Annotated in this window: 21 protein-coding genes and 2 tRNA genes; 6 read left to right on the top strand and 17 right to left on the bottom strand. The window is 65.9% G+C overall.

The features are described from left to right. Window positions 1-26: 26 nt before the first annotated feature. From ACGFNJ_RS04660 to ACGFNJ_RS04645, 4 genes are all read right to left on the bottom strand, one after another. Window positions 27-446: a CBS domain-containing protein gene (locus tag ACGFNJ_RS04660; RefSeq protein ID WP_069164928.1), complete on the bottom strand. Its 420-nt coding sequence runs from the start codon at window positions 444-446 to the stop codon at window positions 27-29. 182 nt (window positions 447-628) lie between these two features. Then, entirely contained in the window at window positions 629-1084 is a 456-nt protein-coding gene (locus ACGFNJ_RS04655) for a deaminase (protein WP_393443297.1), read from the bottom strand. A 500-nt stretch (window positions 1085-1584) separates the two neighbouring features. Next, window positions 1585-2265, bottom strand: coding sequence for a RibD family protein (locus tag ACGFNJ_RS04650; RefSeq protein WP_393443295.1), 681 nt, complete (start codon window positions 2263-2265; stop codon window positions 1585-1587). Between the two features lie 87 nt (window positions 2266-2352). After that, window positions 2353-2997, bottom strand: a complete 645-nt coding sequence (locus ACGFNJ_RS04645; protein ID WP_393443293.1) for an aminodeoxychorismate/anthranilate synthase component II — start codon at window positions 2995-2997, stop codon at window positions 2353-2355. A 211-nt stretch (window positions 2998-3208) separates the two neighbouring features. Here ACGFNJ_RS04645 and crgA point away from each other — a divergent pair, with 211 nt between their 5' ends. Both crgA and ACGFNJ_RS04635 read left to right on the top strand, forming a co-directional pair. Next, entirely contained in the window at window positions 3209-3472 is a 264-nt protein-coding gene (gene crgA / locus ACGFNJ_RS04640; protein ID WP_069164930.1) for a cell division protein CrgA, read from the top strand. 120 nt (window positions 3473-3592) lie between these two features. Next, entirely contained in the window at window positions 3593-4075 is a 483-nt protein-coding gene (locus ACGFNJ_RS04635; protein WP_393443290.1) for a PH domain-containing protein, read from the top strand. 174 nt (window positions 4076-4249) lie between these two features. Here the strand turns inward: ACGFNJ_RS04635 and ACGFNJ_RS04630 are convergent, their stop codons facing one another. Further along, on the bottom strand, window positions 4250-5113 hold the full coding sequence (locus ACGFNJ_RS04630; protein WP_393443288.1) for a rhomboid family intramembrane serine protease: 864 nt from the start codon (window positions 5111-5113) through the stop codon (window positions 4250-4252). A 4-nt stretch (window positions 5114-5117) separates the two neighbouring features. Next, window positions 5118-5645, bottom strand: coding sequence for a peptidylprolyl isomerase (locus tag ACGFNJ_RS04625; RefSeq protein WP_393443286.1), 528 nt, complete (start codon window positions 5643-5645; stop codon window positions 5118-5120). Between the two features lie 169 nt (window positions 5646-5814). Here ACGFNJ_RS04625 and ACGFNJ_RS04620 point away from each other — a divergent pair, with 169 nt between their 5' ends. After that, window positions 5815-6027 carry a hypothetical protein gene (locus ACGFNJ_RS04620; protein ID WP_084655118.1) on the top strand — a complete coding sequence of 71 codons (213 nt, stop codon included), beginning with the start codon at window positions 5815-5817 and terminating at the stop codon, window positions 6025-6027. An 8-nt stretch (window positions 6028-6035) separates the two neighbouring features. On the opposite strand, the gene ACGFNJ_RS04615 is transcribed toward ACGFNJ_RS04620, so the two are convergent. The 4 genes from ACGFNJ_RS04615 to ACGFNJ_RS04600 form a co-directional block, all read right to left on the bottom strand. Then, window positions 6036-6875, bottom strand: a complete 840-nt coding sequence (locus tag ACGFNJ_RS04615; protein WP_393443284.1) for an ABC transporter permease — start codon at window positions 6873-6875, stop codon at window positions 6036-6038. Next, window positions 6872-7879 carry an ATP-binding cassette domain-containing protein gene (locus ACGFNJ_RS04610; RefSeq protein ID WP_393443282.1) on the bottom strand — a complete coding sequence of 336 codons (1008 nt, stop codon included), beginning with the start codon at window positions 7877-7879 and terminating at the stop codon, window positions 6872-6874. The genes ACGFNJ_RS04615 and ACGFNJ_RS04610 overlap by 4 nt, the downstream gene beginning before the upstream one ends. A 926-nt stretch (window positions 7880-8805) precedes the next feature. After that, a complete protein-coding gene (locus ACGFNJ_RS04605) occupies window positions 8806-9735 on the bottom strand; it encodes an acyl-CoA dehydrogenase family protein (RefSeq protein WP_393443280.1) in 930 nt (309 codons plus the stop codon). Between the two features lie 39 nt (window positions 9736-9774). Then, window positions 9775-10275, bottom strand: a complete 501-nt coding sequence (locus tag ACGFNJ_RS04600; protein ID WP_393443278.1) for a pyridoxamine 5'-phosphate oxidase family protein — start codon at window positions 10273-10275, stop codon at window positions 9775-9777. Between the two features lie 322 nt (window positions 10276-10597). On the opposite strand from ACGFNJ_RS04600, the gene ACGFNJ_RS04595 reads away from it, so the two are divergent. Further along, a complete protein-coding gene (locus ACGFNJ_RS04595; protein ID WP_393443276.1) occupies window positions 10598-11308 on the top strand; it encodes a YoaK family protein in 711 nt (236 codons plus the stop codon). 51 nt (window positions 11309-11359) lie between these two features. Continuing rightward, window positions 11360-12547: a hypothetical protein gene (locus ACGFNJ_RS04590; protein ID WP_393443275.1), complete on the top strand. Its 1188-nt coding sequence runs from the start codon at window positions 11360-11362 to the stop codon at window positions 12545-12547. A 33-nt stretch (window positions 12548-12580) separates the two neighbouring features. On the opposite strand, the gene ACGFNJ_RS04585 is transcribed toward ACGFNJ_RS04590, so the two are convergent. Next, window positions 12581-13117 (bottom strand): VanZ family protein, encoded by a 537-nt coding sequence (locus ACGFNJ_RS04585; RefSeq protein WP_393443274.1) that lies wholly within the window; start codon window positions 13115-13117, stop codon window positions 12581-12583. A gap of 217 nt (window positions 13118-13334) precedes the next feature. Next, the gene (locus ACGFNJ_RS04580) at window positions 13335-13592 is read right to left on the bottom strand and encodes a hypothetical protein (RefSeq protein WP_393443273.1); all 258 of its coding nucleotides are present in this window, start codon (window positions 13590-13592) and stop codon (window positions 13335-13337) included. Window positions 13593-13970: 378 nt separating this feature from the next. On the opposite strand from ACGFNJ_RS04580, the gene ACGFNJ_RS04575 reads away from it, so the two are divergent. Next, complete coding sequence (locus ACGFNJ_RS04575) at window positions 13971-14282, top strand: hypothetical protein (protein ID WP_393443272.1); 312 nt, start codon at window positions 13971-13973, stop codon at window positions 14280-14282. Window positions 14283-14736: 454 nt separating this feature from the next. Here ACGFNJ_RS04575 and ACGFNJ_RS04570 read toward each other — a convergent pair. The 5 genes from ACGFNJ_RS04570 to gyrA all read right to left on the bottom strand — a co-directional run bounded on the left by ACGFNJ_RS04570 (window position 14737) and on the right by gyrA (window position 18899). Further along, window positions 14737-14809 (bottom strand) — tRNA-Ala (locus tag ACGFNJ_RS04570). 4 nt (window positions 14810-14813) lie between these two features. After that, complete coding sequence (locus tag ACGFNJ_RS04565; RefSeq protein ID WP_218023389.1) at window positions 14814-14921, bottom strand: DLW-39 family protein; 108 nt, start codon at window positions 14919-14921, stop codon at window positions 14814-14816. A 29-nt stretch (window positions 14922-14950) separates the two neighbouring features. After that, window positions 14951-15024 (bottom strand) — tRNA-Ile (locus tag ACGFNJ_RS04560). A gap of 170 nt (window positions 15025-15194) precedes the next feature. After that, window positions 15195-16334: a DUF3566 domain-containing protein gene (locus tag ACGFNJ_RS04555; RefSeq protein WP_393443270.1), complete on the bottom strand. Its 1140-nt coding sequence runs from the start codon at window positions 16332-16334 to the stop codon at window positions 15195-15197. Window positions 16335-16376: 42 nt separating this feature from the next. Next, window positions 16377-18899 carry a DNA gyrase subunit A gene (gene gyrA, locus ACGFNJ_RS04550; RefSeq protein ID WP_393443268.1) on the bottom strand — a complete coding sequence of 841 codons (2523 nt, stop codon included), beginning with the start codon at window positions 18897-18899 and terminating at the stop codon, window positions 16377-16379. Window positions 18900-18946 lie beyond the last annotated feature (47 nt).

Here is an 18946-nt window from a genome sequence, read left to right as displayed (position 1 = left end):
TTTTTCGTTTCCGGGCTCGGGTGGGTTTACGGCCGCCCGTAGACCGCCGTCACGAACTCGCCGAGCTGATTGTCGTCGAGGTGCCTGGCCAGGTCGGCCTCGCTGATCATGCCGACCAGCCGCTTCTTCTCGATCACCGGCATGCGCTTGATCCGGTGGCTTTCCATCTGATCGAGGACCTCCTCGATATCGGCGTCGGCGTCGATCCAGCGCGGCGTCGACGCGCAGAGTTCGGCGGCCCTGGTGGTGGCCGGGGAACGGCCCTGGGCAATGCATTTCACCACGATGTCGCGGTCGGTGATGATGCCGCACATCCGATCGTTGTCGTCGGCGATCACCAGCGATCCAACGCCGAGTTCGGCCATCACGCGCGCGGCCTTCCCGACGGTCTCGTCCTTGGAGATCCACGTCCCACCGGGTTTCATGATGTCCCTGGCGGTCGTCATAGCGCTTCCTCTCTTCCGCCGCGTCTTCGAACCGGGCTCGGGTGCCGAGACATGGTGTCGGCGGCCGGCGGTGACGTCGTGGGTAAGTGGCCCGTGTCCGGATTTACCTCGGTGCTGTGCGAGATGAGCTGACTAGATGGTACCGACCGGTCGCATTACCGGAGGCGGAATGTGCGCAGCCGCTAGCCGAGATCCAGGTGGCGGTTCATCGACATCGCCTCGGCCGCCAGCTCGGGCAGCTCGACCACCTCGACGCCGTGCTGCCGCAACCTCTCCAACCCGACGCAGTTGGTCACAAAGGTCGCAGGCTCGCGCCAAGCCACCACGACCCGGGGAATCCCCGCGCGCAGGATCCGGTCGGTGCAGGGCGGTCGCGACGCGGTGGCACGCTGCGAACACGGCTCCAGCGTGCTGTAGATCGTCGCCGTGGCCAGTCGAGGATCGTCCGGATCGAGCTTGTTCAGCGCGGACTCTTCGGCGTGCACCTTCGCGTCGGTCTCGCGCGAGTACCCGGTGGCGATCGCCACTCCGTCGACCACGAGCACCGCGCCCACCGAGAACGCCGTCTCGCTCGGCGGACATTTCCGAGCCAGCTCGATCGCCCGCCGCATGAACATCACGTCCTGCTCAGCACTCAACCGACTGCCTCCGAATCGTCTTGGCGCACCTGCACCCATCCTTCCACTGGGGGTCTGCAGGCCGAACTCGGCGCAGCAGGCGAATCTGAAGCATCCAGCATCAGTTCGCAACAATCCGCAACCTTGTTGCGCCCTGCCGGCACTTCCGCCGGTTGCGGCGCGACGTCCATGCCACCCTCGAAGTTGCGGGTTGTTGCTCGTTTCGAACCGTGGAGGCGTGCGCCGACAGTTGCGAATAGTTGCGCGGAATTGCACCACCCGGACCGATATCACCGCAGGCCCACTGGATTTCGCAACAAGCAGCAACGGCGCACCCGTAGGTGACACATCACGCTGTGGCTCCGGAACCGTGCACCCGCCTGGCACTGCCCCAGGCGCGTGCAAACCGGGTCATCGACGCGTGCAACTTTCCCGTCGGTGGCCGCGCCTACGCAGCCGACGCCGAATTCCGAGTCTGCACACGCAAACTCGGAGAAACGTCTCGGTGGCTGCGAAGCCGACTAAGGGTGCATCGCCTTCGGGAGGTAGCGCAGGACCGCGACATCGCCGATCTGGGTGACGTCCGCCAGGTGCATCCTGCGGTGCGGGGCACCGGGATACGAGGCAGGGTCGAGGAACCGCGGGGCGTGCGAATCACCGACCAGGAGCGGGGCGACGGCCAGGTGGAGTTCGTCGGCCAGGTCGGCGGCGAGGAACGCAGTATGGATGCGGGTGCCGCCCTCGACCATCAGCCGGCCGATGCCGCGGCGGCCGAGATCGTCGAGGAGAGCGGCGAAGTCGAGATCGGCGCCCAGCGGGACGACGTCGGCCAGGCCGGACAGGGAATCGGCGAGGCGGGTCGCGCCCGCGTCGGTGGTGTAGACGAGTTTCGCGCCGCCGTGGTGCCAGAACCGCAGGGCCGGGTCGAGGTCACCACGTGCCGTGACGGTGATCTTCAGCGGGTACTCGGGTTTGCCCACCGCGATCCGGGCCGCTCGGCGATCGGCGCTGTCGACGAGCAGCCGAGGGTTGTCGCGACGCAGGGTTTCGGCGCCGATCAGGATCGCGTCGGAGTCCGCGCGCACCTGATCGACCCGATCGAAGTCGGCGGCATCCGACAACCGCAACCGTTCCGGGCTCGCGTCGTCGATGTAGCCGTCGACGCTCATCGCCACCGACAGCAGCACATGCGGACGGGTCACGACTCCGCCTCGCCGGCGCTCAGCTCCGTCGTGCCCGAGGGCACTATGTCCTCGGTGCGCTCGCTCACAGCCGCGCCTCGCCGCTGCTCACTGCAGCACCAGCGCCGCGACCTCCGCCTCCAGCATCTCCACCAGGCCCTCGGCCGGACGCTCGCCGCAGACACCGAGCCAGTTCGCCAGCATCCGATGCCCGCCCTGGGTGAGTACCGATTCGGGATGGAACTGCACGCCGTGAATCGGCAGCGTCCGGTGCCGCAGCGCCATCACGATGCCGCTCTCGGTGCGGCCGAGCACCTCGATCTCGTCGGGCAGGGTGTCCTCGAGGACAGTGAGCGAGTGGTAGCGGGTCGCAGTGAACGGGTCGGGCAGGCCGGCCAGCACCCCGGCGCCGACGTGGAACACCGAACTGGTCTTGCCGTGCAGCAGTTCTGGCGCGCGGGTCACCGTGGCGCCGAAGGCCTCGCCGATCGCCTGGTGGCCGAGGCACACGCCGAGCAGCGGCACGGAATGCTTCGCGCAGGCATGCACCAGGTCGATGCTTGCCCCCGCGCGATCCGGCGTACCGGGACCCGGGCTGATCAGGATGCCGTCGAAATCGGCGACGACGGCGTCCAGGTCGGCCAGGTTCGGGTCGTCATTGCGCCAGACCACGGCCTCGGCACCCAGTTGGCCCAGGTACTGCACCAGGTTGAACACGAAGCTGTCGTAATTGTCGACGACCAGAACACGCATGAACAGAGATTACGTGGCCGTACGGTGCCGCGTCGCATCCATTACCAGTTGGGATAGCCTAGAGGCACACCGGAGGGCGCCAGCCGCACCCACCCCGCCGACTCGGTCGGCTGCGATCCCAGAGCCTCGCCCACCCGGCGAGCGAGCTCGGCACCACCGAGACTCGGCCAGCCCCGCCGGTACCGACCTGCACGCCGAACACGAGGACGACATGCCCAAGTCGAAGGTCCGTAAGAAGACCGACTATACGATCAACCCCGCCAGCCGGATTCCGGTGAAGGTGAAAGCCGGGCCGTCGCCGGTCTGGTACGTCGCCATCATGCTCGGCTTCATGCTCGCCGGGTTGGCGTGGCTGCTTGTCTACTACCTGGCCGCCGATCACATCACCTGGATGAGCGATCTGAACGCCTGGAACTTCCTGATCGGCTTCGGCCTCATGGTCGTCGGTCTGATCATGACCATGAGGTGGCGCTGACACCACATCTGGGTTGCGGTGAGTGACGCTGCCCCCACATATGGGTTACAGACGTGTCATTCATACACACCTGTGGATGAATCTGTGGACAACTCGAGGAGCGATTGGGGAAAGTGACGCGTGACACCTGATTCTCCCGATCCGCACCCCCGCGTTCCCGACCCGCGCCTGGCCTGGACCACGCCGACGCCCGCGCTCGTCGCGGTCACCGTCGGCGGCGTCGTCCTCGCCGGTGCGGCCGTCTTCGCCGCCGACGCCGCGAGCAGGCTGCTCGTCGGGTTGGCCGCGGTCGGGCTGTTGGCACTGGCCGGACTCGGCTTCCGGCAGCGGCCCCGGTTGTCCGTCACTGCCGGGCCCGAGCCGCGGCTGGTCGTGCGGACCCTGCTCGGCCCCGACGAGTACACCCGCGAGCAGATCGTCCGGGCACGGGTAGTGAGCTATCGCCGCCTCGGGCGCAAGAACCCGATGCTCGAGATCGATGTCGATCGCGACGGCACCGAACGCCTGATGATCTTCGGCCGTTGGGATCTCGGCGCGCGCCCCGATGACGTGTACGACGAGCTGGTCAAGTCTCTGCGACTGTCCGGCGACAGCACCCGCTAGATCCTGGCGTTCGAGACGAAGCTCCTGGTCGAGGCCTAGCCAGTTGACCGCCTTCGTGGTTCGGGACGGCTACTAGTCGGCCGACCACCTTCGTGGTTCAGGCACGAGTACTAGTCGGCCGACCGCCCTCGTGGTTCGGCGTGTTTCACGTGGAGCCGAACCACGAAGCGCGCATCAGGCCAGCGACATCGCGGTCGCTCCGATCACCGCGCAGGATGCCAGCGCGACGACCCCGACCGAGATCCAGCCGATGAGGCGCGCCGTCTCTTGGGATTTCGCGCGCAACCAGGTGGGCAGGAACAGGATGCCCAGCGTCGCGAGGGTGCCCGCGGCCAGCCCACCCAGGTGTCCCCACAGCGAGATGCCCGGCAGCGAGAAGCTGATGAACACGTTGATGCCGATCAGGATCAGCATCTGATTCGGGTTCTGCCGCAACCGGATCAGGATGACGGTGATCGCACCGAACAGACCGTACACCGCGCCCGAGGCGCCCGCGGTGGCACTGTTTTGCGAGAACACCATGACACCCGCCGCACCACCGAGCATCGACACCATATACACCGCGAGGTACCGCAGTCTGCCGAGCACAAGTTCGGTGTCCCTGCCGATCACGTACAGCGCGAACATGTTGAGCAGCAGATGGATCGGGCCGAAGTGCAGGAAGCCCGACCCGATCACCCGCCACCACTCGCCATCGGCGACATACGGCGGAACCAGCTGCCAGCGCCCGAACAGCGCCGCTGCCTGGTTGTCCACCACGCTCTGGGCCTGCGCCGCGGTGATCGCGAAGACCGCCACGTTGATCACGATCAACGCGTAGGTCACGTACGGCTGCGCGCGGGCGACCGGCGCACCGGCGACGGTGCGCACCGGCGGGACATCGCGCTGTTCCTGCCGCAGGCAGTCGACGCAGTGCTGGCCGACCGCCGCCGGACGCAGGCATTCCGGGCAGGCAGGCCGTCCGCAGCGCGTGCACGCCAAACCGGTCGGACGAGTGGGGTGACGGACGCACGACGGTGCGGGCGGCTGAGCGGTCATAACCTCATTCGATCGTGATCTTGGTGATTTCGACGGGGTCCAGTGGATGATCGTTGCGGTCCGTCGGTGTCGTGGCAATCGCGTCGACGACCTTGCGGGACTCCGGATCGATGACCTCGCCGAAGATGCTGTGCTTGCGGTTGAGGTGCGGCTGCGGGCCGACGGTGATGAAGAACTGCGATCCGTTGGTGCCCGGTCCCGCGTTGGCCATCGCCAGCAGGTAGCCGCGATCGAAGCGCAGCTCGGGATGGAATTCGTCGCCGAATTCGTAGCCTGGTCCGCCGCGCCCGGTGCCGGTCGGGTCACCGCCTTGGATCATGAACCCGTCCATCACTCGGTGGAAGATGGCGCCGTCGTAGAACGGGCCCGTGCTGCCGCCGCTGGCGTTCGCGGTGGTGTAGGGCGCCGAACCATCGGCGAGGCCGATGAAATTCCGGACCGTCTTGGGAGCGTGGTTACCGAAGAGCGAGATCTTGATGTCGCCGCGATTCGTGTGGAGCGTTGCCACAGCGGTCTGATTCGGTGAGGTCACGCCCGCAATGCTACGGTCCCGCCGCCCCAGAACTCCGGCACCACCCCCGGACCGGCCGCGCTGTCACCAGTTCTCGCACCGACTGCCGTCCCCGGCGGAGTCGACATGCGCGACGCGGCGCTGAGCTGGGCCTGCTGCATGAATTGCGGGGTTGTGCCAGCATGGGCCAATGACCCTGGGGCCTCTACACGTATCCGCACCCATCCGTAACCGGCTCGCGATCGCGGTCGTTGTCGTGTTGGCAGGTGGCGTGGCCTGGCTGGTGCGAAGCAAGCGCCCGCAGCCGCCTGCGCCCGCCCCGGCGCCGCCGCGGATCGGGTACTCCCGCAACGGCTCCGCGCCGACCCCGGTGGCGGGTGCCGGCGCGGAGAACAGTCGCTGACCTGGTGATCAGCGGCTGACGGTCTTCTTGTACTGCCGGACCGCCAGCGGCACGAACACCACCATGATCAGCACCATCCAGATCACCGTCGCCAGCTCGGGATGCTGCAGCGGCCACGCAGTGGGCGGCGGCGCAAGGGCATTGGTGTTGCCGAACAGATCGCGCGTCGCCTGGGTGACCGCGGAGACGGGATTCCACTCCGCGATCACCCGCAGCACCGTCGGCAGCTTCTCGCTCGGCACGAAGGTGTTGCCGATGAAGGTCAGCGGGAAGATCACCATGAAGCTCGCGTTGTTGAAGACCTCCGGTGCCCGCACCAGCAGGCCGACATAGGCCATCACCCAGGACAGCGCGTAGGCGAACAGCAACAGCAGTGCGTAGGCGAGCACCGCGTCGAGGAACGATCCGCGAATCCGCCAGCCGACGACCAGGCCCGTCAGCGACATCACCGTCAGGCTGACCACGTTGATCACCACATCGCTGAGCGTCCGGCCGATCAGCACCGCGGACGGTGCCATCGGCAGCGACCGGAACCGGTCGATGATGCCCTTCTGCATGTCCTCGGCCAGTGCCGCGCCGGTGAAGGTCGCGCCGAACACCACCGTCTGCGCGAAGATGCCCGCGATCAGGAACTCCCGGTAGCCGCCCGGCATGTCGATCGCCGCGCCGAAGATGTAGGCGAACAGCAGCACGAACATGATCGGCGACAACGTCGAGAAGATCAGCACATCGGGCACGCGCTTGATCTTGATGACCCCGCGCTTGAGGATAGTCAGGCTGTCGCTGACCACCATCGACAGTCGCTCGACGAGCGAGGGCCGGTCGATCACCGGAATCGTCGCGGTCATCGGGTCTTTCCTTCCGCTGCTGCGAGTTTGTCGGCCGCCGAGTGGCCGTTTCCGTTGACGAGTTCCTCCGCCTCGTGTCCGGTCAGGGTGAGGAAGACGTCGTCGAGGGAGGGCCTGCGCAGGCCGACGTCGTGGATCCGCACGTCGCGCTCGGCGAGCTTGCCGATCGCGGAGACCAGCGCCTGGGATCCGTCCGCGACGGGCACGGTGATGCGGCGCAACCCCTGCTCGATGTGAATCTCCCCGTCTGCCAAGCCTTTCAACGCCTGCGCTGCCGTCGCGAGGTTGTCCGCGTTGTCGACGGTGAGCTCGATCCGGTCGCCGCCGACCAGCGTCTTGAGCTCGTCGGCAGTGCCGCGCGCGATGACCTTGCCGTGGTCGATCACCGCGATCGAGTCGGCCAGCCGGTCGGCCTCGTCCATGTACTGGGTGGTGAGCAGCAGGGTGGTGCCGCCGGCGACCAGTTCCTCGATGACGTCCCAGAGGTCGAGGCGGGCCCGGGGATCCAGACCGGTGGTCGGCTCGTCGAGGAACAGCACCGGCGGGTTCGCCACCAGCGCGCCTGCCAGGTCGAGCCGCCTGCGCATACCGCCGGAATACCCTTTGACCGGCCGGTCGGCGGCATCGCTGAGCCGGAAGCGTTCCAGTAGTTCACGGGCGCGCGCCTTACTGCGTTGCACGCCCATGTGATAGAGCCGCCCCACCATTTCCAAATTCTCGAAGCCGGTCAAATATTCGTCGACAGCGGCGTATTGGCCGGACGCACCGATGCGTGCCCGCAGCGTCCGCGGATCACGAAGCACGTCGATTCCCGCGACCGTCGCGCGACCGGCGTCGGGCACCAACAAGGTGCTCAGCACCCGGACCGTAGTGGTTTTACCTGCGCCGTTGGGGCCGAGCAGTGCGGTGACGGTCCCCTCGGGGACCGTGAGGTCGAGTCCATCGAGGGCCACCGTCGGGCCATATCGTTTGACCAGACCCTCGGCGACTATTGCGTCGGGCATGATTCTCCTGAAGTTCGTCAGTTTTCATGGGATGTATTTGTGCGACACCGTGGTCGGCGCCGACCAATTCGCGCAATCGGGATGCTGGCGATACTCGAGTCAGTATTGCCGGACCCTCCGACAAGTTTCATCCGATTTATTCCATATCCCCGATATGGCGCTGCGTGGCACGTCGTCATCGGCGCCGAGCTCTTCTCTCTACAATGTACATAGTTTTCGGAGCAAAGCCACCCCCAAGTCGACCGCCTGGGTGCGCACACAAAGGTCGCACCTCGATCCAGGCGGTGCTCGGGGGTGCCCGGTCGAGGTGCGACCGATTAGATACTCCCGCGTGCACCCCCGCCGAGTCGTGCGTAGCGGACTACCCGAATCGAACCAACGCGGTACTCGACCACGGCGCGGAACGAGCCGAAAGGGACCGAGCGAGTTGATCGCTCGGCCGATGCGAGTGGCCGGCGTGTGCACGAACACATGTTCGCACCGCGGTACGACAGATTTCCGCGGCCAGGACACACCGATCCGTGCGACACGCGCCGCGTTTTTCGACGCCGCCGAAGCCGTCAAACACCCATAACAGACAGCGATGCTCGACACACTGCGACCGGTCGGCATGTTCTGCCGATCGACAGCGGCCAGCGAGGCGTCGCGAACTCGGTATCGGCCTGCGCAACAGCTGTTTTGGCTAACACCAGGCCACCATCGATCAGTGCTCTCGGAGGGGGCTTCACCGACCCGAAACGAGGGCGGATTGCCGGAAAGTAAGCACACCCAAAAAAACTTCGAAAAGTGGCGCTCCCCACGCGCACACAATCGCGGATCATCGCGTAGGATCATTCACGTCGGCCCCTCCCCCCCGGGCCGACCTTACGCGGGCCTCGGCTAACTCCCCCCCTTCGCCGAGGCCCGCTCCCCATTTCTGGACCAGGTCAGTCGGCCTGAATCGGGTCGGCCCGCACCGTTCGCCACGCTGTAGCCAGCCGCTGCTCCCGCACTCGCCCGGCTATCGCGAGCAACGGCCGATCCCGCTCCCAACGCTGCCTGGTGGTCGAATCCACCGATCCCCACAGGGAATCCAGCTCCGTGAGCAGCCCGCCGAACGCCGCGAACGCACCGCCCAACGCGATATGCACGCCAGGGGAACCCGGCGCATCGATGTCGAGCCCGCGCACCGCCGCGACCACCGTGAGCAGCTGCTCGAGCACCTGCGCCGACCAACCCGACTCCCGTGCCACCCGGACCAGCCAGCCGAGACCGGCCGCGAGCACGTGAATGTCCTCGATCGTGCGGAACGGTTTGAGGTAGTCCAGGTAGCCGTCGCCCGGCAACACCTGCGCCGCAACAGCTGTCAGCGTCACCGTGGCGTGCGGGATCTCCGGGGCAAACGGGGTCGTGGGCAGGGCCGTCACGTGTACGCCGGGGTCGCGCGCGTCGACCATGGTGGCGCGCAACCGGTTCCGGCCGTCCTCGGCAACGCCGACACTGGCGATCACCACCAGCCGGTGCGCCATCATCCCCAGCGTGGCAAAGGATTTGGTGCCGTTCAGCTGAGGTGTGCCCTGCTCTTCGGTGAGCGTCGTCTTGATTGCCGACGGGTGCCCACCGCCCGCCTCGGTCGCGCACAACGCGACCAGTTCGTCCTCGGCGAGATCCGGGATCAGCGTGCGCAACGCCTCCTGGTATCCCGACAGAAAGGCGTAACCGAGTCGATCCGCGCCGAACCCGCCTGCGATCGCGACATCGACCGGCTTGTCGAATCGGTTCGCGGCCACTCGATGTCGGGTCCAGGCGGCCGCGACATCGTCGAGGGGCGTCGAGGCGAGCGGTTCGGTCAGCAGGAAATCGAGCACGGAGTCCACCAGTGCACGGTAACCGGCGGCGAGGCGCGCGGTGCGGTGTCAGCCCGCGACGCGCTCGCCCTCCGTCGACGCCTGCCAGATGCGGCTGCGCAGGTCCATGCCGCGAATCACCTGAATCCGCCACGGGTCCAGCCGCAGGATCTGCAGTGTCGGGTCTTGCGGCGACAGCCAGAACTGACCGAGGTCGTACCCGGCGCCCGGCGGGCTGGTCTGTCGATACAGCTGCCACACCCGCTGCCTGACCTCGGGCGTGTCGACCCATTCTGCCGTCGCGTCCACCGCCACCGAGTTGTTGCCCGGCGCCCAGTAGGAGAAGTTGACATGCGGGTTACCCGCGAGATGGGCCGCTTTGACCGGCGTCTTGTAGGTCGCCAGCCAGCCGAGCGGCCTGCCGTCCACCGTCTCCCAGATCGGGATCAGCACTCGGGTGCGTGGCCGATTCTGCCGGTCGACGGTCACCATGGTTGCGTAGCCGATCCGGCCGACGTACTGGTCGAACTCCGCCTCGAGGTCGGCGAACGCCGAGACCTTGCTCGTCATGCCGCCAACCCCGCTTCTTGCGTGCCACTTGTCACAACAGCCTCCGCACCGACGGTCGTTCACACGGCCCGTCCACAACTCGCTCCATGGTTACTTCTAGTAACTGACATCATCATGCGTTACCGGAGATGACCACGGAAGACGGCACTTTCAAGTCACTCGGTTACCGCGCGGATACCGGTCGAACACCCGAACCGGAACCCGCTCCAGCAATCACGGGCTCGCTGGTGACCATCCGGCAACTCGCGGCGCTTCGCGTGCGCATTCCACCGGCGAGCGGTAACACTGTGGAGTGGGATACACCTCGAAAGGAGCCTGACCTGTGCCGAAACCGGACGAAGCTCGCAAGAAGGCACTTTTCGACAATGAGGCGAGACTGTCCTGGGTACTGGCCGGATTGGCAGGCCTGATCGGTGCCGCGGCCTTCATGCACACCTCTGGCTACTTCGTCACCTTCATGACCGGAAACACCGAGCGCGCCATCCTCGGGCATTTTCACCAACAGCCGGACACCGCGGTCGCGGCGGCGGGCCTGCTGGCGTCGTTTGTCTCCGGTGTGTTCGTCGCGTCCTGGTGCCGCAGGCACTACTGGTCCGGGCACCCGCACGGGCCGACGCTGCTCACCACCTTCAGCTTGGCCATGGCCTCGATCATCGACATCATCCGCTTCCAGGGCGACGACGCCACCAGGATCGACTTCGTGCCGATCCTGTTCGTCGCCTTCGGTGTCGGTGCGCTCAACTCCTCGTTCGTGAAGGACGGCGAGGTGTCGGTACCGCTGAGCTACGTCACCGGGACGCTGGTGAAACTGGCTCAGGGCATCGAACGCCACATCAGCGGCGGCGATTACGCAGATTGGCTCGGCTATTTTCTGCTCTATGCGAGTTTCGCGCTCGGCGCGCTGCTCGGTGGTTTGCTGAGCATGCTCGTCGCAGGCTGGGCGATGCTCATCACTGCCACGGTCGTCTGCCTGGTGGTGACCGGCTACACCTACCTCCATCTCGACCGGCATGGACCGTTGTCGCACAGCTGATTCGAAGCTCTTCCCACTGCGACCGTCGTTGGTCGCGGCTACGGTGACCGCGTGGAGAAATTCGGGGGCGACGCCGCGCAGTTCGCGGCACTCATTGTGCAACGCATGCAGGATCTCGGCGCGCAAGCGACCTACGATCCCGACGAATTCCGGATCCTGCTGCCGGACGGACATATCTACCTGGGCAACATCTTTCGAGAGGTCGCCGATCTCCCCGCGGACGAGCGCGAGGAACGGATCGCCCGTTTCCTCGACGCGGTACAGGACATGGACGAACCGGATTCCTGGCCCCAGGTGCGTCCCGCGCTGCGACCGATCATGCGGCCGAGCACTTTTGGGCAGCACATCCCGGACGAGGACATGCGGGTGATCACCCGGCCCGCGCTGCCCTTCCTACACGAGCTGGTGGCGGTCGACCTGCCCAACTCCCGCGCGATCGTCTCCACCGCGACACTCGACCGCTGGGGTGTCACCGCCGACGATGTCTTCGCCGCGGCACACGAAAACCTCACGGCCATGGTCGGTTCCCGCGGCATCAAGCAATCGGGCATCCTCCGTTTCGTCGACAACGGCGACGGCTACTGCACCTCATGGCCGCTGATCCCCGGCTGGCTGGCAGGCACCGGCGACGGCGAGCACCGCCCGATCGCCTTCCTGCCCGACGTCGACACCTTGCTGATCACCCCCGACACCGGCGATCTCGGCCCCTTCTTCGAACTGGTCGAGCGGCAATACCGCGACGCCGTGCGCCCGATCTCCCCGCAGGGCTACACGATCGACGACCACGGCGCCGTCATCCCGCTCGATCAGTCCCCACACCACCGGCACCTCCCCTTCGTGCAACGCGCCCGATGCGGTTTGGCCGTCACCGAGTACGACGCCCAATCCACCGCCCTGAACGACGATCTCGACGACGACCTGGCCTTCGACCACCACGAAGACCTCGACCCCGCGTTCATCGGTTCGGTCATGTTCGCCCAGGACGACAGCGGCCCGTTCACCCTCACCATCTGGGGCGAAGGCGTCGAATATCTACTCCCGGAAGCCGACCGCATCGTCTTCTGCCGCACCGACGAAAACAACGAGATGGAAACCCTTTTCGCAGCCCCCTTCGCCACCGTCGCCGAAATCACCGGCCTCACACCGATTCCCGGCATGACACCGCGCCGCTACGAGGTCCGCCACTGGCCAGACCCGAACACCCTCACCCAACTCCAGTCCGCCGCCATCACCCGCTAGCGCACCAGACCGGAAGCTGGCCCGCCACAAGTACTACCGGCGAATCATCACATGATCGCGGCCCGAATCCACCCGCCCGGCGTCGGCAACCCACCACCATCGGGAAACCTGCGCCGCCAGGCACGCACCGACCGCATTCAACAGCACATCATCGACGGACGAGTGCCGCCCGATCGCCAGCCCGAACTGCGCCGCCTCCACCACAATCGACGCACCGGCCGCGACAAGCAGCACTCGATACGACCGCCCGAACCACGCCCACCGCACCGGCAGCAGCACCCCGAGCGCCGCAAAAACCAGCAGATTCCCCCCGAACTGCTCGATCACCCGACCACCACCCGCCTGCTCGGCCAGATCGCGCAACGGCACGAAATTCACCGAACGCCCACTCCCCTTCGGCGTCAAAATCATCCACAACCACGGCACAGTCCCCACCACCATCCCGACCTCACACAGCGCCACCCGCCACCCACGCCACCGCGCGAGCCACCACGCCACCACCCCACCCACCGGTACCGCAGCCATCGCGACAAGCACCACCCCACCCCACGCGTCCCACGTCCCGTCCACCCCGCCAGTCTCCCCCAAACATCTTGCGCTCCAGCCTGTCTACCCCGCCTCTCCACACAATCCGCACGACGTCAGCAGACGGCGGGGCCACCCTCGAACGAAGGTCATGCGGCCATGCCTCAACGGCACTACATGGCTCGCGGACAGGCGCACCAGGCTGCCGTCGATGCGCTCGATCGGACAGTCGAGAAGGCCGGGGGCGAATGGTTTCGGGCCACTACCACGGCCCTCGTCCGTAGTCGATCTCCAGCCGCGGTCTCAACGATTCGAACATGCGCCCTGGTCGTTGCGTAACCCATGGCGGATTGACGAAGCGGTCCAGCGTATCGATGCTGGTGATCTGGACCGCGTCAGTCACCGTCGGCATGATGTCCCTGGTGCGCGGGTGGTAGACGAAGTCGTATTTCGGCCACGGCCAGAAGTTGTACACCTCAGGAGATCCGTCGGCGGCAGGGCGTCCCGTGGCGACCACCACGTGAGCACCATCTCCCCAAATAATCACATCGCCACGCTGTGGTTGCGGGCCAGCGTGGTCGCCAGGAATGTATCGCTGAGTCCCATGCGGCAAGTACTCGCGGTGTACCTGAATATGCGGCATATTCCTGTAGCGGTCGGGCTTGTCACTCCGCCGGAAATCCACCAGGGGCGCATACATCCTGTGTAACGCGGCATGAGTGATCACCTTCCTCTGGGCTGCGGGCCACAGCACTACGCCTTCCCCGCAATTGCCGCCGGAGTCCGGGCCCAGCGGCGGAAGAGGTCCTTCGGTCGGCGACAGGATCCACGCTTCGAATTTTCGGCTCGGCGATTTCGTCCGCTGCGGAGGCTCCCATCTGGCCTGGATTCCCGAGGCGTGGATGCGGTCGAGCTCGTCCGCGACAACCAGTGCGGCATCCTGTGGATGGTGCTGGTGCGCGCCTTGGGCAGCAAGCTGCCCGGGAACGGGTTGTCCTTCGCCACGGTTGCCACCCCCGTCCACGGCATGTTTCAACCGTTCGTGGCGTGCTTTGTCGGCACCAACGTAACCATGGCTGGCCGCTCGAAGACCTCCAGCGCCTATCCGACCCCGGTAAGTCTCATCGAGATGCCCGGCCACGCTTGGTATCTGGCGAGTGCGCAATCCATCGGCTATTTCTTTGACAAGCCGTGGCACCTTATTCCCTAGCAACAGCCTCACGCCTCACTAGCTGGCACATGGACAGCAACGCCACCACGTCCGGAAAGAATGGACAATACGTCGCCACTGCCACGCCAGGCGGCCGCGGTACTCCCGATCCTGGTGAGGGTGCCGCGGCCGCTCGGTCAGCTCATCGGCTGCCTGCCCGAAGATCGGCAGCGGCATGTGTAGCAGGGCACGCGAAGAGGTCGGTTAAGTCGTTGTGCGACATCGTTTTAGGTATTCGATCAGACCAGCCGTCGGGACTGAGTCGAACCATCCGCTCTATACGGTCAACGCCGTATACGGCCCATTTTGGAAGACCACATCCAAGAAAACGCAACCACCAACAGGGGGACCGGGGGGCGAAGCCCCGCCGGGCGGGGCGTGGGGGCTGCGCCCCCACAAAACACGCGAAACGAGAAAAGGCCCATACCCTTATGGGCATGGGCCTCTTATCGAGTGGAGCCTAGGGGAATCGAACCCCTAACCCCTGCCTTGCAAAGGCAGTGCTCTGCCAATTGAGCTAAGGCCCCGAGTTCAGCGGGTGGTGACCTCGTGCCACAGGTCCGCGTCGTTGCGCTGGCGCAGCTTGGAGATACCGATGAGAACCGCGACCACGGCGCCTACCGTGATAAGAAACTTCATGGTTCCCACCCTACTGTCGTGTTCGGGAGTGGGCCTAGGAGGACTTGAACCTCCGACCTCTTCGTTATCAGCGAAGCGCTCTAACCGCCTGAGCTATAGGCCCGTGCGACTCTTGCACCGAAGCACCTGAGCCGAGGCTAGAGATTACCCGACCGGGCGCACTACCTCCAAAACGGCTGGTAGAGGGCCGGAGGAGCAAACGCCGTCCAGATAACCGAAACGGCCGGCATCGTCTCTCGGTGGAGTCGATACCGGCCGTCTGGATCCAGCTGTCTAGTCGGGATCGGCGAGCGTCACTTGGATGCCGCCGACCAGATCACAGCACTGGTTGTAGATGAAGGTGCCGACGGTGCCGAGCGCGGTGAACAGCACCACGTTGATCAGCCCGATGACGCCTGCGTAGCCGAAGACGGTGCCTGCGTCGACGAGTCCGACCGACCCGCTGTCTTGGGACACCATGTCGGTGAACGTATTGTTCAACCGTTCCCACACGCCCATGCCTTCGAGCACGATGTAGAGCAGGCCGACGGCGAGCATCCAGACGAAGAACATGGCGACGCTGATGACCAGCGAGATCTTCAGGGTGGACCAGGGGTCGATCCGCCGGATCTGCACGGTGGCCCGCAACGGTTCGCCGGTGGCGACGGATGCCGCGACCGCGACCGGCACCGCGGGCGAGATCGGTGTCTGCGGGCCGGTGGATTCGATGGATGGCGGCAGCGGGTGACGAATGTCCGACAGGTCGGGCATGTCTTTGATCAGTTCGGGCCGCGCGATGCTGCGGGTTGGTCCGTCGATGCCGACGGACTTCACCATCGCCGCTTCTTTGCGGGCCGCCTTGGCCGCGAGGTCCGCGGTGGTGCGCGCGTTGGTGACGCCACCGCCGAGGCCGCCGCCACCGGAGCCGCTGGGGCGTCCGGTGACCGGCGCCTGGCCTGGCCGGTACAGGTTGGACTGCGGCTCCCGTTGCGGGAGCTGCGACCAGCCGTCTTGGGATTGCGGCTGGCCGCCACCGTTGCCACCGGAATCGGCGGCTCCGGAATCGCTGTTGTTCATCCGGACCGTCTCCTGATCGAATTCGGGCCCGGGCGCCTGGTTCTGCCCACCCTGTTTCCCCGCGAAATCGCCTTGCTTGCCTTGCATTTCGTGCGGCTGCCCCGGCGGGCCGCCCGCAGGCTGGCCGCCTTGGCCGGATCGGTCGCCACCCTGCTGGCCTTGCTGACCGGACCGATCGCCACCCGGGTGGCCGCCGTTCGGCTGGCCGCCATGTGGCTGCCCGCCGCCCGGCTGGCCGTTCTCTGCCGAGGCAACCGGCCGAGGGATCGGCCGCGGCGGAATCGGTGACGGTGCGATCCGTTCGGTCACGCCGTTCGTCTGGTGCCGCTCGTCATTCGGCTGATTCGGAGTGGTCAATGGGAATCCTTAGATCCGTTCGTTGCCGCCGCTGTTGGGTTACTACTCAGAGGAACCGGTGTCGCCTTCGTCGCCGGTGAGCAGATCGGGATCAGGCTCGTCGGCATTGCGCGCGATAGCAAGCAACGTATCGCCCTCGCCGAGGTTCATCAATCGCACGCCCTTGGTCTGTCGTCCAGCCTTGCGAACCTGCTTCGCCACTGTCCGGATGACACCACCACCGGACGTGATCGCGTACAACTCATCTTCGTCCTCGACGATGAGCGCACCGACAAGGGTGCCACGCTTGGGGTCGTATTGGACGGTCAATACACCTTTACCGCCTCGACCCTGCGCCGTGTACTCCTCGATCGCGGTTCGCTTAGCGTAGCCGCCTGCTGTGGCTACCAGCAGATATGTATCCGGGCGCACAACGTTCAAACTCAAGAGTTCATCCGAGGCGTTGAAGCGCATGCCCTGCACGCCGGAGGTGGCGCGGCCCATCGGGCGCAATGCCTCGTCGGTGGCGGAGAACCGGATCGACTGACCGAGCGCCGAGACGAGCAGCAGGTCGTCTTCTGCGGAGCAGAGCACCGCCCCGACCAGTTCGTCTTCGTCGCGCAGGTTCACCGCGACGATGCCGCCACTGCGGTTGGAATCGAAGTCGGACAGCTTCGATTTTTTCACCAGGCCATTCTTGGTGGCGAGCACCAGATATGGGGCGACTTCGTAGTTTTTGATCTGGATGATCTGGGCGATCTTCTCGTCCGGCTGGAAGGCGAGCAGGTTCGCCACGTGCTGGCCGCGCGCGGTGCGGTTGGCCTCGGGCAGCTCGTATGCCTTGGCGCGGTAGACCCGGCCCTTGTTGGTGAAGAACAGCAGCCAGTCGTGGGTCGACGAGATGAAGAAGTGCCTGACCAGGTCGTCCTGCTTGAGGCCTGCACCCTGCACGCCCTTGCCGCCGCGCTTCTGGCTGCGGTAGAGGTCGGTCTTGGTGCGCTTGGCGTAGCCGGTCTCGGTGATGGTGACGACCACGTCCTCGCGGGCGATCAGGTCCTCGTCGGCCACGTCGCCATCGGCGGCGATGATCCTGGTGCGGCGCTCGTCGCCGTACTTCTCGACGATCTCGGCCAGCTCGTCGCGCACGATGGCACGCTGGCGCTCCGGCTTGGCGAGGATGTCCTTCAAGTCGGCGATTTCGAGTTCGATCTTGGCCAACTCGTCGACGATCTTCTGCCGCTCCAACGCCGAGAGGCGGCGCAGCTGCATATCGAGGATCGCGGTGGCCTGGATCTCGTCGATATCCAACATCTGCATCAGGCCGGTGCGCGCGGTGTCGGTGTTGGCCGAACGCCGGATCAGGGCGATCACCTCGTCGAGCGCGTCCAACGCCTTGACCAGGCCGCGCAGGATGTGGGCCCGCTCCTCGGCCTTGCGCAGCAAGTACTTGGTCCGTCGGACGATGACGTCCAACTGGTGCTTGACGTAGTACCGGATCATCTGGTCGAGCCGCAGCGTGCGCGGCACGCCGTCGACGATCGACAGCATGTTGCAGCCGAAGCTGGTCTGCAGCTGGGTGTGCTTGTACAGGTTGTTCAGCACGACCTTGGCGACCGCGTCCCGCTTGACGGTGACGACGATCCGCATGCCCGCGCGGTCCGAGGACTCGTCGTGGATGTCGGAGATGCCGGCGATCTTGCCGTCGCGCACCTGCTCGGCGATCGAGTTGATGAAGTTGTCGGTGTTGACCTGGTACGGCAACTCGGTGATGACCAGGGTGGTTCGGCCCTTGTTGTCTTCCTCGATCTCGACGACACCGCGCATGCGGACCGAGCCGCGGCCGGTGGTGTAGGCGTCGTGAATGCCCTGACCACCGACGATGAGGCCGTAGGTCGGGAAGTCCGGCCCCTTCACCCGCTCCATACAGGCGGCCAGCGTCGACTCTTCGTCGGCGTCGTAGTTGTCCAGCGCCCAGTAGATCGCCTCGGCCAACTCGTTCAGGTTGTGCGGCGGGATGTTGGTCGCCATGCCGACCGCGATGCCGTTGCTGCCGTTCATCAGCAGCGCGGGCACCCGGCTCGGCAGCACGGTCGGCTCCTGCGAGCGACCGTCGTAGTTCGGGATGAAATCGACCGTCTCGTGGTCGATTTCGCGCAGCATCTCCATCGCGAGCGGCGTGAGCCTGCACTCGGTGTAGCGCATAGCGGCCGCGCCGTCGTTGCCGCGGGAACCGAAGTTGCCCTGGCCGTCGACCAGCGGGTAGCGCAGCGACCACGGCTGTGCCATCCGGACGAGGGTGTCGTAGATCGAGGTGTCGCCGTGCGGGTGGTAGTTACCCATGGTCTCGGCGACCGGGCGCGCGGACTTCACATAGCCGCGATCGGGGCGATACCCGTTGTCGTACATCGCATACAGCACGCGCCGGTGCACCGGCTTGAGGCCGTCGCGCACCTCGGGCAGCGCGCGGCCGACAATCACGCTCATCGCGTAATCGATGTAGCTGTTCTGCATTTCCTGCTGGATGTCGACCGGGTCGATCCGGTCGCCGCCGGTGCCTCCGTACGGAGGCAGCGTCGTGTCGGTCATGAAGTCTCCTTAGCGGGCAGTGCGGTTGCGGTTCTGCTCGGGCATGT

Origin of the sequence: Nocardia sp. NPDC049149, from assembly GCF_043197455.1 — a bacterium.
Lineage (GTDB): Bacteria > Actinomycetota > Actinomycetes > Mycobacteriales > Mycobacteriaceae > Nocardia.
The sequence above is the reverse complement of the archived record's forward strand: the minus strand, read 5'-3'. Positions and strand labels throughout refer to the sequence as shown.

What these genes read in the sequence shown, in the direction of transcription:
- ACGFNJ_RS04660 (WP_069164928.1), bottom strand. Translation starts at nt 446, where the DNA reads ATGACGACCGCCAGGGACATCATGAAACCCGGTGGGACGTGGATCTCC.
- ACGFNJ_RS04645 (WP_393443293.1), bottom strand. Translation starts at nt 2,997, where the DNA reads ATGCGTGTTCTGGTCGTCGACAATTACGACAGCTTCGTGTTCAACCTG.
- crgA (WP_069164930.1), top strand. Translation starts at nt 3,209, where the DNA reads ATGCCCAAGTCGAAGGTCCGTAAGAAGACCGACTATACGATCAACCCC.
- ACGFNJ_RS04630 (WP_393443288.1), bottom strand. Translation starts at nt 5,113, where the DNA reads ATGACCGCTCAGCCGCCCGCACCGTCGTGCGTCCGTCACCCCACTCGT.
- ACGFNJ_RS04620 (WP_084655118.1), top strand. Translation starts at nt 5,815, where the DNA reads ATGACCCTGGGGCCTCTACACGTATCCGCACCCATCCGTAACCGGCTC.
- ACGFNJ_RS04615 (WP_393443284.1), bottom strand. Translation starts at nt 6,875, where the DNA reads ATGACCGCGACGATTCCGGTGATCGACCGGCCCTCGCTCGTCGAGCGA.
- ACGFNJ_RS04610 (WP_393443282.1), bottom strand. Translation starts at nt 7,879, where the DNA reads ATGCCCGACGCAATAGTCGCCGAGGGTCTGGTCAAACGATATGGCCCG.
- ACGFNJ_RS04600 (WP_393443278.1), bottom strand. Translation starts at nt 10,275, where the DNA reads ATGACGAGCAAGGTCTCGGCGTTCGCCGACCTCGAGGCGGAGTTCGAC.
- ACGFNJ_RS04565 (WP_218023389.1), bottom strand. Translation starts at nt 14,921, where the DNA reads ATGAAGTTTCTTATCACGGTAGGCGCCGTGGTCGCGGTTCTCATCGGT.
- gyrA (WP_393443268.1), bottom strand. Translation starts at nt 18,899, where the DNA reads ATGACCGACACGACGCTGCCTCCGTACGGAGGCACCGGCGGCGACCGG.